This window comes from Arthrobacter sp. BI5, from assembly GCF_056680065.1.
Genome location: NZ_CM155264.1, coordinates 3,349,535 through 3,361,833 on the forward strand (window position 1 = coordinate 3,349,535; position 12,299 = coordinate 3,361,833).

14 protein-coding genes are annotated in these 12,299 nt (G+C 71.1%); 6 read left to right on the plus strand and 8 right to left on the minus strand.

Annotated elements, in window-relative coordinates; genetic code table 11:
- Positions 1-54: 54 nt before the first annotated feature.
- Complete coding sequence (locus tag AC1MED_RS15440; RefSeq protein WP_479784133.1) at positions 55-1,704, minus strand: DUF7059 domain-containing protein; 1,650 nt, start codon at positions 1,702-1,704, stop codon at positions 55-57.
- Positions 1,705-1,777: 73 nt separating this feature from the next.
- Between AC1MED_RS15440 and AC1MED_RS15445 the strand changes: the two genes are divergently transcribed.
- The 4 genes from AC1MED_RS15445 to AC1MED_RS15460 all read left to right on the plus strand — a co-directional run bounded on the left by AC1MED_RS15445 (position 1,778) and on the right by AC1MED_RS15460 (position 3,981).
- Positions 1,778-2,230: a hypothetical protein gene (locus AC1MED_RS15445; RefSeq protein WP_479784135.1), complete on the plus strand. Its 453-nt coding sequence runs from the start codon at positions 1,778-1,780 to the stop codon at positions 2,228-2,230.
- Positions 2,231-2,337: 107 nt separating this feature from the next.
- Positions 2,338-2,793 carry a DUF6023 family protein gene (locus AC1MED_RS15450; RefSeq protein ID WP_479784136.1) on the plus strand — a complete coding sequence of 152 codons (456 nt, stop codon included), beginning with the start codon at positions 2,338-2,340 and terminating at the stop codon, positions 2,791-2,793.
- Between the two features lie 40 nt (positions 2,794-2,833).
- On the plus strand, positions 2,834-3,379 hold the full coding sequence (locus AC1MED_RS15455; protein WP_479784137.1) for a hypothetical protein: 546 nt from the start codon (positions 2,834-2,836) through the stop codon (positions 3,377-3,379).
- Between the two features lie 62 nt (positions 3,380-3,441).
- Positions 3,442-3,981, plus strand: coding sequence for a DUF6023 family protein (locus tag AC1MED_RS15460; protein WP_479784139.1), 540 nt, complete (start codon positions 3,442-3,444; stop codon positions 3,979-3,981).
- On the opposite strand, the gene trhO is transcribed toward AC1MED_RS15460, so the two are convergent.
- Entirely contained in the window at positions 3,937-4,890 is a 954-nt protein-coding gene (gene trhO, locus AC1MED_RS15465) for an oxygen-dependent tRNA uridine(34) hydroxylase TrhO (RefSeq protein WP_479784141.1), read from the minus strand. The genes AC1MED_RS15460 and trhO overlap by 45 nt on opposite strands.
- 143 nt (positions 4,891-5,033) lie before the next feature.
- Between trhO and AC1MED_RS15470 the strand changes: the two genes are divergently transcribed.
- Both AC1MED_RS15470 and AC1MED_RS15475 read left to right on the plus strand, forming a co-directional pair.
- Entirely contained in the window at positions 5,034-5,726 is a 693-nt protein-coding gene (locus AC1MED_RS15470) for a GNAT family N-acetyltransferase (RefSeq protein WP_346957824.1), read from the plus strand.
- Between the two features lie 71 nt (positions 5,727-5,797).
- A complete protein-coding gene (locus tag AC1MED_RS15475) occupies positions 5,798-8,209 on the plus strand; it encodes a DEAD/DEAH box helicase (protein WP_479784144.1) in 2,412 nt (803 codons plus the stop codon).
- 12 nt (positions 8,210-8,221) lie between these two features.
- Here the strand turns inward: AC1MED_RS15475 and AC1MED_RS15480 are convergent, their stop codons facing one another.
- The 6 genes from AC1MED_RS15480 to AC1MED_RS15505 form a co-directional block, all read right to left on the minus strand.
- Entirely contained in the window at positions 8,222-8,614 is a 393-nt protein-coding gene (locus tag AC1MED_RS15480; protein ID WP_479784146.1) for an Rv3654c family TadE-like protein, read from the minus strand.
- Complete coding sequence (locus tag AC1MED_RS15485) at positions 8,614-9,045, minus strand: TadE family type IV pilus minor pilin (RefSeq protein WP_479784148.1); 432 nt, start codon at positions 9,043-9,045, stop codon at positions 8,614-8,616. The genes AC1MED_RS15480 and AC1MED_RS15485 overlap by 1 nt, the downstream gene beginning before the upstream one ends.
- Positions 9,046-9,158: 113 nt before the next feature.
- Entirely contained in the window at positions 9,159-9,458 is a 300-nt protein-coding gene (locus AC1MED_RS15490) for a DUF4244 domain-containing protein (protein WP_479784150.1), read from the minus strand.
- Positions 9,459-9,597: 139 nt separating this feature from the next.
- Complete coding sequence (locus AC1MED_RS15495) at positions 9,598-10,209, minus strand: type II secretion system F family protein (protein WP_479784152.1); 612 nt, start codon at positions 10,207-10,209, stop codon at positions 9,598-9,600.
- A gap of 7 nt (positions 10,210-10,216) precedes the next feature.
- Complete coding sequence (locus AC1MED_RS15500; protein WP_479784154.1) at positions 10,217-11,056, minus strand: hypothetical protein; 840 nt, start codon at positions 11,054-11,056, stop codon at positions 10,217-10,219.
- A complete protein-coding gene (locus AC1MED_RS15505; protein WP_479786705.1) occupies positions 11,053-12,273 on the minus strand; it encodes a TadA family conjugal transfer-associated ATPase in 1,221 nt (406 codons plus the stop codon). Before AC1MED_RS15505 ends, AC1MED_RS15500 begins: the two co-directional genes overlap by 4 nt.
- Between the last annotated feature and the right edge of the window lie 26 nt (positions 12,274-12,299).

The following is a 12,299-nucleotide window of genomic DNA, read 5'->3' on the forward strand; positions in this document are numbered from 1 at the left end:
CCGGTCGCGGAGGCCGCGGCGCCGGCCCCCGCGTCGGTTCCGGCGCCGTCAGGCTCAGGCGGGAAGCAGGAAGCCGTCGCGGACCAGGTTGCCCACCTCGTCGAGGAGCCCCTGGCGGAACACACCGCTGTCGTATCCCTCATACCCGCCCAGCAGGGCGTCAAGGGCACCGATGATCTGCCCGACGGAGAGCTCGCCGTCGCACGCTGAGACAAAGCCGGCCAGCTCGGTGCTCAGCAGGTTGGTGCGGCGCAGCCCGGCGCCTTGGCGCAGCAGGATGACGCCGGGGTGTTCGGCGCCCGGGCGCTGGTGCCGTTCCTCGGTAACATCCTCGGCCACCAGCAGGTGCGCGGCCGGCAGGTCGTGGGCAGCCAGCCAGTCGGCGCGCCCGACGGCTTCGCCCAGGTGGGGACCGACGGGCTGCTCGATCGGGTAGGTGATCTCCTCAAAGCGCCTCAGCACCGGGGAGCCGGCCGCGGGGCGCCGCAGCCAAATCATTCCGAAGCCGATGGCCTCGATGTTCCGCGACGCGAAGTCATCCAGGTAGGCGGCGTAGGACTCTTGGTAGAGCCGCCGGTCGCGGGCTTCGGAGGCGTCCTGCAGCCAGGTTTCGGCGTACTGTTCCGGCCCGACCTGCTCGCGCTGGATGAACCAGACGTCCGCGTCCGGGCTGGCCCAGGACTGCGGCCGTTCGGCCCAGTCGGCGCCCGCCGGGATCTCCCAGTTGCCCAGCAGCTGGGCGGTACCGCCGGGGGCGAGGACGGCCGGGAGGTCCCGGACCAGCGCGGCGACGATGTCATCGCCCGGCAGGCCGCCGTCGCGGTAGGTGAACTGGTCCGCGGAGGCCTCCCCGACGCTGCGCGGCGTGATAACGAACGGCGGGTTGGAGACCACCAGGTCGAACTCCTGCCCCGCCACCGGATCGAGCAGCGAGCCCCGGCGCAGGCTCACCCGGGCCTCCAGATGGGCGGGGTCCAGATGCAGCGCCGCCGCGTTGAGCATCAGGTTGAAGCGCGTGAAGGCCAGGGCCCGTAGGGAGATGTCGGTGGCGGTGACGTGTTCGGCGTGGTGCAGAAGGTGGAAGGTCTGGATGCCGCAGCCGGTACCGAGGTCCAGGGCGCGGGCCACGTGCCGCCGCGCGGTCACCTGCACCAGGGTGGTGGACGCCTGCCCGATCCCGAGTACGTGGTCGTGGCGCAGCACGCCCGGGCGCTGGTGGGCGGCCAGATCGCTCGCCACCCAGAGTTCGGCGCCGCCGCTGCTGAGCGTTTCTTCCCCCTGGGCGCCTTCCCCCGGGGCCCCCTCCCAGCCGTATGGACGCAGATCCACCTTCGCCTGGACCAGTCCCCCGGCGGCCGGCTCGGCGAGTCCCAGTTCCAGCAGGCCCTCCGTGCCAGTGGCGGGGAGGGCAGCGTCCAGGGTTGCGGCGCGCTGCGGTTCGGCCAGCAGCCAGAAGCGGACGACGGCGGCGAGCGCCGCCGTCGTCCGTTCCGCGTGGGCTGCGGCCTCGGTGGCGATCAGCGCCGGGATGAGCTGGTCGCGGCTGAGTGCGCTGTGCGCGGCCGGGCCCAGCAGGCCCGCAACGCCGTCAACGGTGTAGCCGATGCGGCGCAGGTCCTCGGCCAGGCTCTCGAGCAGGTCCGGGAGGTCGCTGCGGGGCGCGTCGGGGGTGTTGCCGGCGGTGAAAAACGTTGATGGGGTCACCGGACAAGTTTAGGCGTGGCGCGGCTTCCGCGCGGCGGGCGGTGCCCCGCCGCTGGGCCGGGCTCGCCTGGGCATGCGGCTGGACCGGGCCGTTATGCTGCGCAAGGGGATCCGGGACATCCGGCTTCTGCGTTCCACGCATCCGGAGGGTAAGGCGCAGCTGCAGGATCTGGCGCTGTACCAGCCGGTGTCGGCCATGCCGGAGGTCCGGCGCGATCTATCCCTCGTGCTCGGCACCGCGGCGGACGCCGACGTCGAACTGCTCGGCGATCTTGCCCGCACGGCCCTGGGCGCCGATGCCGAGATCCTGGCAGCACTCGAGATCCTGGCCGTTACACCGGCGCCCGGGCTGCCGGCGAGGGCCGTCGAACGCCTCCGGCTGGCCCCGGACCAGGTGAACGTGCTCCTCCGGGTGGTCCTGCAGCCGCTGGACCGGACCCTGACGGACCAGGCTGCCAACAAGCTGCGTGACCGGGTGTACCTGGCACTGCACCGGGGGCGGGTGCAGGAGCTGATAGCCGGTTAGCACCCTCCGGACGACGGCGGGGCGGGACTCGTCGACCCGGGCTGCCCCCAAGGGAGCCGGGGACAGCGAGGTCCGGGGGCAGGGCACCCAGCGGGTAAGTTGGAGTCATGCTTTCCGTTCCACCGCTGCCGTCCCGCCCCCGCGTTCTCCGCCGCACCCTGGCCGCCGCGGCCGGCGCCGCCGTCGTGCTCAGCGCCTCGGCGTGCTCCCCGGCCGGGTCCATTGAATCGGCCGACGTGAACTCGTGGCAGGCCACGGCCCTGCCGTCGGCCAGCGGGGCCGTCCTGGCTGATGCGGGCAAGATCCGGGACCGGAATCCGGTCGCCAAGGATGCCACCGTCACGGCCGGCAGCTACGCCCTGACCATGACCTGCGAGGGCGGCGGCAAGGAATTCTTCGAGGTCTCCCTCGACGGCCAGCGGCTGACGGAGGCCGGGGCCGCCTGCAACGGGAGCCGGGAGACCGCCAGGATCAAGGTGCCGGCAGCCGGAAAACTGAAGGTCAGCGCCTCCAGCGTGGACGCCCCGCTCATTTTTGCCTACCACGTGGTGCCTGCGGCCTGATGTGACTGGCCCCGTTCCCGGCTGCCACTAGGCTCGGGGCATGGTTGCTACTGGGGGTAGGCAAACGGCACGTGCCGCGGCGCCGCTGATCGTGCTCGCGTTGTCGGTGGCGGCGCTGTCCGGCTGTGAGGTGGCGGACGACGTCGGGAGTCCGTCTTCTGAAACCGCGTCTTCGGCCCGCTCAACGGCGCCTGGACCGCCTCTGCCGACCCAGGACCCGGAACTTGCCGCCAGGGCGGTCCGGAACCAGGCTGCGGTTGAGCGTATCCTCGGGACGTCCCCCGCTGCGATGGTGATGGGCGCCTCGGCGGGGTTCGGCTTCCGCGGCTCCTTCAAGGGCCTCGCCGAGGGCACGTACGACGTGACGGCGGCCTGCACCGGCACGCCCAGCGCGCTCCTGACGATCTCGCAGGATGGCCGGCGCGACGGCGGCAGACTGGAGCTCAACGTCCCCTGCGGACGCGCTGTCGAGGCTTCCGTAGCACTGAAATCCGGGCCGGCCACGGTGCAGATCGTCAAGAACTCCACTGACCCCGGTCTCGGCGCCGCGGTCGGATTCCGAGTCATCCGCGAACCGCCGCCTTAGAGCCGCGACCGCCCGGCTACGTCGCTCTGGTCCGGCGCCGCGGCCGGGCCTAGAGTCGGAGTATGCCCACCGCGCAGGCACCCGCGCTGCGGCGGTGCCGCGGCGCCGCGGCCGCCGTCGCGCTGGCCGCTGTCCTTGCCTGCGCTTCGGGGCTGGCCGCCTGCGAGTATAAGTACGACGACGGGTTCTCCGGTCCTTCGCCGTCCCAGGCGGCAACGTTCACGGACGCCGCGCTCCCGCAGGACCCCGGGAGGAACCGGCCGGTAATCGGGGCGGAGCTGGACCAATGGCTGGTGGAGGTATTGCCGGAAACCCAGGGACAGGTCTTCCACACCGCTTCCGGCCTGTTGGACGCAGGCGAGATCCGGCACGAGACCACCACGCAATTGCCGAGCGGAACGTATGCGTTGACCCTGGTTTGCCGGAGTACGCGCCGGGTGTCGTTCACCATCCGGGACAAGGAGAGTGTCCTGGTGGATCTCAGCCTGCGCTGCGGCAGTCCGCGGGTCAACGTGGTCCAGCTCGCCGCCGACGCGGTGCTGCGGGTCCGGATAGAGTCACTGGCCCCGGCGAATTTCGCCTACCGCGTGAGCCGGATCTGAGCCCGATCCTTGCGGAGCCGGGTCGCAGCCGTCCGGGCAGCGCAGCGTCGCCGGGTCCGAGGCGCAGTCTGCACAGTACAGAGTCAGGGTGCGGCAGCTGGGGTTGGAGCAGTTCTCGAACTTGCTCGTGGGCGCCGCGCAGCGGACGCACTGGCCGATGGTCTTGGCGTCCTCGCTGAACTCCAGGTGCATCCGCTTGTCGAAGACATAGAGTGAGCCCTCCCAGAGCCCTTGGTCTTTGAACGCCTCGCCGTAGCGGACGATCCCGCCGTCGAGCTGGTAGACCTCTTTGAAGCCGCGGTTGACCATCAGGCTGGAGAGGACCTCGCAGCGGATGCCGCCGGTGCAGTAGGTGACGACCGGCTTGTCCTTGAGGGCGTCGTACTTGCCGGAGTCGAGCTCCTTGATGAAGTCGTGGGTCGTTGCGACGTCGGGGACGACGGCGTCCTTGAATTTTCCGATCTGGGCTTCGAAGCCGTTGCGTCCGTCGAAGAACACAACCTCTTCCCCGGCCTGCTTCTTCGCTTCCACAAGCCGGTGCAGTTCCTCGGGCGCAAGGTGCGTCCCGCCGCCGACGACGCCGTGTTCGTCCACCTTGAGCTCACCCGGCGCGCCGAAGGAGACGATCTCGTCGCGCACCTTGACGCTGAGCCGGGGGAAGTCAGCGGCACCGCCGTCGGACCATTTCACGTCGATGCCGCAGAAGCCCTTGTATTCGCGGGTTGTCTTGACGTACTGCTTAACGGCGCCGATCTCGCCGCCGACGGTCGCGTTGATGCCGTCCTTGGAGATGATGATCCGGCCGGTCAACCCGAGTTTTTCGCAGAGGGCACGCTGCCAGAGCCGGACGGCGTCCGGGTCGGCGATCGGGGTAAAGCCGTAAAAGAGCACAATTCGATTCAAAGCCACGTATTTAAGCGTACTGGTCGGGGCAAAACCCCGGGCAGCGCTGCGTCGCGGTGCGAGCTCGCCACGGTCACAATTGGGTAAGCAAGCGGCCCCACCGAACCCGGCCCCTGTTGCTTGCGGCAGGGCTGGAATACGCTCATCTCATGAGTCTTGACGCCATGGTTGAAGACACCACCCACCTCCTGGAGGTCTGGGTTGCCGGGTGGGCCGGTTGCCGGGGTTATGAGACGCGCAGGGAGGGCCGCTTTCCTGCGGCGCTGCGGGCGGACACGACCCACGAATGGGAGTATTTCGCCCACGATCCCTCGGACGCCGAGTTCGCCGACCTGGCCGCTAAAACCGCCGAGGTCCCGGCCCGGATCCTCACCATCCTCACCAACGACGTGCCGCGCTACACCGCTCTCGCGGAACAAAACGGGCTGAACGTCACGTCGGCGTCGCAGACCATGATGGTCGTGGACATGGAGACCCAGGACTCAGAGGATCCCTGGCTTCCGGACGACGATCTCCGCTGGGTGCCGTCGACCGAGGACGGGGTCCATCACGCCGTCGTCTACGCCGGCGAGGAGGTCGCCGCCAGCGGACGGGTGTTCGTCGCGGACCACACCGCCGTCTTCGACAAGATTGTCACCGAGCCCGGGTTCCAGCGGCGCGGACTCGGCAGTTTCATCATGCGGGCGCTGGCAGCGCAGGCGTTCGAGCACGACGTCGAAGGGGGCCTCCTGCTGGCCTCCCTGGATGGCCAGCAGCTGTACTCCCATCTCGGCTGGACCACGGTGTGCCACGTGCTGATGCTCTCCTCCTCGGACGAGGGCGCCGACCTGTCGGTGGGATGACTCCGACCCCTTGTTCCGGCTTTGGAGCGGGCGCCGGCGGGCGATTTGAGCCCGGGTGAAACAATGTTGGAGTGAATCCACACGAGTCCCTGATCCCGTTGCTGGGCCGCGGCCCGGACCCGGAGCAGCTGCGGCATGTGCGCACGATTCCGGCCCGGCAGGCCGTCAATGAGCCGTGGCCGGCGTGGGTCCACCCCGATCTGGTGCAGGCCTACGGTTCGCTGGGCATCCACCAGCCCTACCGCCACCAGGTGCAGGCCGCCGGACTCGCCCACGGTGGCGAGCACGTTGTGATCGCCACCGGGACCGCTTCCGGCAAATCCCTGGCCTACCAGCTGCCGGCGCTGGACGCGGTCCACCGCTCCGAGCTGCGCGTCCTCGCCGACCCCGGCAAGATCCACGACGACGGCGCCGTCACCCTCTACCTCTCCCCCACCAAGGCGCTGGCCGCCGACCAGCTGGCCGCCATCCGCTCACTGAGGCTCCCCACCGTCCGGGCCGAAACCTACGACGGCGATACCGACCCCGCGTCCCGCCGGTGGATCCGGGACCACGCCAACGTCATCCTCGCCAATCCGGACATGCTGCACTTCGGCATCCTGCCCAACCATGCCTGGTGGGCCCGTTTCTTCCGGCGGCTGCGCTACGTGATTATCGACGAGGCGCACAGCTACCGCGGCGTGTTTGGCTCGCACGTGGCCAACCTGATGCGCCGGCTGCGGCGGATCTGTGCTTATTACAGTCCCGGTGCCTCCCATCCGGGCCCGGTGTTCATCGCCGCCTCGGCGACCGCGTCGGACCCCGGGACCTCCTTCGGCCGGCTTATCGGCGCTCCGGTCCGGGCGGTCTCCGAAGACTGCTCGCCGCACGGCGCCACCACCGTGGCGTTCTGGGAACCCGCCCTGACCGAGCTGCGCGGCGAAAACGGCGCCAAGGAACGCCGGACCGCGGTGGCCGAAACCTCGGACCTACTGGCCAACCTCGTCTCCTCCCGGATCCGGACCATCGCGTTCATCAAGTCGCGCCGCGGGGCCGAGACCATCGCCTCAATCACCAAACGGCTCCTCGACGAGGTGGATCCCAGCCTGCCCCAGCGGGTCGCGGCGTACCGCTCCGGGTACCTGCCGGAGGAACGGCGTGCCCTGGAAAAGGCGCTGCGTTCCGGTGAGCTGCTGGGAGTTTCGAGCACCTCCGCGCTTGAACTCGGCATCGACATCTCGGGCCTCGACGCCGTCCTGGTGGCCGGCTGGCCGGGAACCCGGGCGTCGCTGTTCCAGCAGATCGGCCGGGCCGGCCGCGCCGGACAGGACGCCATTGCCGCCTTCGTCGCGAGTGACGATCCGCTCGACACCTACCTGGTGAACCACCCCGAGGCAATTTTCGACGTCTCAGTGGAGGCCACGGTCTTCGACCCCTCCAATCCTTATGTCCTCGGCCCCCACCTCTGCGCTGCCGCGGCGGAACTGCCGCTGGGCTACGCGGAGCTCGGACTCTTCGGCCCGACCGCCGAAAAACTGCTGGACCAGCTGGTCGCCCAGGGCTACCTGCGTAAACGTCCGGCCGGCTGGTTCTGGACCCACCCCCAGAGCGCCGCGGCCATGGTGAACCTGCGCGCCGACGGCGGCGGACCGGTCAGCATCGTGGATGCCGACACGGGGTCCCTGCTCGGCACCATGGATTCACCCCAGACTCACTACCAGGCGCACACCGGCGCCGTCTACGTCCACCAGGGCGAAAGCTACGTCGTCGAGGACCTGAACGAAGACGATCACTGCGTCGTGGTGCGGCGGGCCAACCCCGACTACTACACGACTGCGCGCGACGTGACCCAGATCGAGGTCCTGGAGACGCTCCGCACCACCCAATGGGGCGACGTGGCGGTGCATTTCGGCGATGTGAAAGTAACGACACAGGTGGTCTCCTTCCAACGCAAGGCGCTCATCTCGAACGAGATCCTGGGCGAGGAACCGCTGCAGCTGGGCGCCCGGGACCTGTTCACCAAGGCGGTCTGGTTCGTGATGGACAACCGCTCCCTGACGGGGGCCGGGCTGATCGAGGCGCAGTTCCCGGGGGCGCTGCACGCGGCCGAGCACGCAGCGATCGGATTGCTGCCGCTGGTGGCGTCCAGCGACCGGTGGGACATCGGCGGGGTGTCGACGGCCATCCACGCGGACACCGGGGTGCCCACCATTTTCGTGTACGACGGCCACCCCGGCGGCGCCGGCTTCGCCGAGCGCGGCTACGACAAAGCCAGGGTGTGGCTCTCCGCGACGCGCGACGCCATCAAGGCCTGCGAATGCGAGTCCGGCTGCCCGTCCTGCGTGCAGTCCCCCAAGTGCGGCAACAAGAACAACCCGCTGGACAAGGACGCCGCCGTCACATTGCTTGAGATGCTGCTGACCGACGCCACCGATCTCATGGGCGGCCCGGCCGGGGAGCAGGGCGCTCCGCCCGCGGGGCAACCCGCCGGCCAACCGGTTTAGGTCGGCAACCGCCTACCCCGTGACCGGTTCTGCCGTTCCGCCGCCCTCCACCGGGGGCGGCCCGGCCCTGGCGAGTCCGGTGGCCGGACCGAACACCGTGCGGAAGTGAAGTTCGGTGCGGACCTGGACGGTATTGCCGGATTCGACCGAACATGCCAGGAGCCCCGCACCGTGCCGGCCGGCAACCTCGGCGGCGACGGCGCACGGCTCGCCGGCGGAGAGTCCACGGGCCGCGTCCGCGGCCGCAAGTGCCGCCAGATCCGCGGCCGTGGCGGCCTTCGACGCCGACACGGCCGCCTGGCCGAGCAGGACGACGGCGGTCATCCCCAGCAGCAGCACCATCCCCAGGCCGAGCGCGAGCACGCTGCCCGCACCCAGCTCCGACTCCCGGGCCAGGGCCTGCATTACGCGCCCCGGCCCAGGCCGTACGGCGCCGTCCCCGGAACGGAGGCCTCCGCCGCGCCCGGGGATTCACTCCGCGCCCAGGCCGTCGCGGTGAGGGTCCACGGGACCAGCGTTCCCACCGCCCCGCTCACGGTTCCGGACACCGTCACACTGAGCCAGACGCCATCGGAGGCCACTGCCGTCAGGACCGAATCCCCCGCGAGTTGCCGGACGATGCCCCCGACAGCGGCGGCGTTTTCACCGCGCGCCAGCGCCCTTGCGCCGGCCCGGGCGGCTTCTTCCAGGCGTAGTTGCGTCAGTCCCGCCGCGGACCCCGCCAGCAATAGACCCAGGAGCAGCACAACCGCAGGAAGCGTGACGGCAAACTCCGCGGTCACCGCACCCCGCGACTGTGCCGCGCCCCGGCCGGGACGCCAGCCTGGCCACGGCACGTCGGGTTTCTCCGGCCGTACCGGCCGCGGCGGCGGGTCCGGCCGGCGGGCGCCCGGGCGCCCGCCGACGCGGGCAGCCCGGCTGCAGGTGGCGGCACCCCGCGACGGCCGGCTCACGGCAGCGCCAGGGCGGTGCGGATGAGGTTCAGCAGGAACCCCCGGACCTCGTCGCTGCGCATGATCAGTACGAGCAGACCCGCAAAACTCACGGCAGCGAGGGTGGCGATGGCGTATTCGGCAGTGGCCATCCCCGCCTCGGAACCGGGGAACATCTTCCGTCTCCACGGTCTCCGGGAGGGGACCTGCACCGGCGGGTCCTGCCGAGCGCCGGGGTAGATTTCCCGCACCTCCGCGGTCCCAGTGTCTGCGGGCTCGCGGTCAGGGCCGGCGGGAGCATTTCGGTGGAATGTCATGGGCTTTCCTCTCGGGAGATTCCGGCGCACAGACCGGCTGATTCCAATCTCGCGTCCAGGCGCGGCGCCGGTAAGCCCGCGGGGCGGCCAAGTGGAAAAGTCCGGCTGTGGAGGAACAGTCGCAACGACCGGGCAGCGGTCAGGAGCCGTTGGGGAGCATGGCGAGCAGGACCGGAACAATTCCCAGGCACACGAAGGCCGGCAGCGAACACAGGCCCAGCGGTATGACCAGCTGCACGCCCAACGCGGCGGCCCGCCGCTCGGCAGCGCGGAAATGCTCGCGCCGCAGCCGGGCGGCCTGGGTGTACAGAATCGCCGAGGACGGCACCCCGGTCAGCGCAGCGAATCCGAGGGCATCACGCAGCGCCAGCAGTTGCGCGGGGAAGCTGTGGGAGCTCCGCCAGGCCGTCTCCCAGTCCGCGCCGATCGCCAGGGCGGAGACGACCGGACCCAGCGGCCGGCCAAGACCGGGGGCGGCGTGGGCGGCAACAAGCTCAAGCGATCGGCCCAGACCGGCTCCGGCATCCAGCATGGCGCCGATCAGTTCCAGCATCATGGCCGGGTCCCGGAGTCCTGCGTCGGTGGCCGCCGTGTCCTCGGCGCCGGTTTTGACTCCGGCGACCGCCTTGCCGGGCGCACGCAGGCCCAGCCGTTTCCAGCGCAAAGCGGAGCGATGGTGGTCCGCGAGCGCCACGACCACGGCGGCAGCCAGCAGGGCGGCGACCGTGAGACCGCCGAGGTTGGGGATCACCGCGGGGTTACCACTGCGCCCCGGCCGCGGACCGGACGAGGCGGGCGGACCAGATCCGGCCCGCGGCGGTGAGGGCGAGCCCCGCGCCGAGCGCCGCCAGGCCAAGGGGTGTCCCGAACAGGATGGCCAGGGGCTCCACGCCGAGCAGGAGGCCGAGCCCGAGTCCCAGGAAGGGCAGCCAGGTCAGGATCCGGACGGTGGTCTTGGGCCCGGCCAGTGCCGTCTGCCGGGCGGCTTCGGCGTCGCCCTCGGCCTCCAGATGGGCGGCGAACCGTGTCAGGACGTCGGCGAGCGGGCAACCGCTGGCCTCGGCCACGTCGAAGCACGCCGCCAGTTCCACCCAGACCGCCTGCTCCGTCCGGCCGGCAGCACTCCCGGCCTCCCGGGCGGCCGCCGCGCGGATTGCCGCGGAGACCGGGGATCCCGTCCGGGCCGCGATGCGGGCAGCGGCCAGGATTTCCCGCGACGAAGCAGCCAGGGCGCCGGTCCGGCCCGAGCCCCGGTGGCGGCTGACGGCGGCGCCCGGGCCGCCGTCCGGCGGGTGCTCGTCACCGTAGAGCAGCCAGAGTTCCTCCCACAGCCGGGCGGGCGTCCGGCCGCCCTTCAGCAGTGCGGCCAGCTGCTGGACCAGCACGATCATGGGGACCCCCGGCGCGGCTCCGGTGTTTTTGCGCCCAGCCGCCAGATGCCCACGCCGGGTGCGGCCGGGCCGCCCGGGCGACGGCCGCCGGGCGGTCCCCGCGAAGGCCTCGGGGAGGGCCCGCCGCATCCGCCGTCGGGCCACGCCCCGCGGCGCGAACGCTAGCCACAGCGCCAAGGCCAGTATCCCGGCCAGGGCGGCGGTCACGGTGTCCCGCTTTTTCCGGGCACCGCTGTGGCCCCGCCGGTTCCGGTTGCCGTGGCCGGGTCCAGGCCCAGGCGGGCTGCCAGCTCCGGCCAGGCGGGACCGGCACGGACCTCGCCGCCGACGGTCTCCAGCGCCACGTCGACGGCCAGGCCTGACCTGTTTTCCCCGACCAGCCCCACGGACGCCACCTGACGCCCGAACCGCGTGCGTTCCAGGTGGACGACGGCGTCGAGCGCGCTGGCGGCCTGCAGGCGGACGGCGTCCGGCCCCATCCCCGCGAGCGCGCCCAGCGCCGTCAACCGGGCCGGGACCGCGGCCGCGGTGTTGGCGTGGATGGTGCCGCCGGCGCCGGTATGCCCGGTGTTCATCGCGGCGAGCAGCTCGCGGACCTCGGCGCCGCGGCACTCCCCGACGATGAGCCTGTCGGGCCGCATCCGCAGGGCCTGCCGCACCAGCTCGCCGAGATCAACCGTGCCGCCGCCTTCAAGGTTGCTGTGGCGCGATTCAAGGGAAACTACGTGCGGGTGGACCGGATTCAGCTCGGAGGCGTCCTCAATCAGGACGAGCCGCTCCCCCGGTTCGCAGAGCCCGAGCAGCGTGGCGAGCAGCGTCGTTTTCCCGGAACCCGTGGCCCCGCTCAGCAGGAAGCTCAGGCGGCGCTCCACCATCCGGGTGAGGACGTCCTGAAGGAACGGGCCGAACATGCCGGCCCGGCCGAGCTCGTCCAGGGCGAAGACGGATTCGCGGCGAATCCGCACGCTCAGCAGTGTTCCCGACGTGGAGATGGGCGGCAGGACAGCGTGGACGCGATAGCCGCCGTCGAGCCTGACATCCACGCAGGGCGAGCTGTCATCCAGCCGCCGGCCGCCTGCGGCTACCAGCCGGGCGGCCAGCGCACGGACCTGGGCCTCGTTGGCAAAGGCGACTGGAGCGCGTTCCAGGCCGCGGCCCCGGTCCAGCCACACGGAGCCGGGGCTGTTGACGAAGATGTCCGTCACGAGCGGGTCGCGCGTCAGCAGCTGCAGCGGTCCCAACCCGTTCAGTTCAGCGCTGATGCTTTCGACGGCGGCCAGGGCACCGGCGGTGCCGAGGAGCTTGCCGCTGGCCTGCACGGCCGCGGCAACCCGTGACGGGGTGACCGGGCCGGCGTCGGCCATGACCGATTCGCGGACCGCCTCGAGCAGCCGCGCATCCACCCGCCGTTGAGGCGGGCGCAGCTGCGCGCGGAACGGTGGGCTTGCCG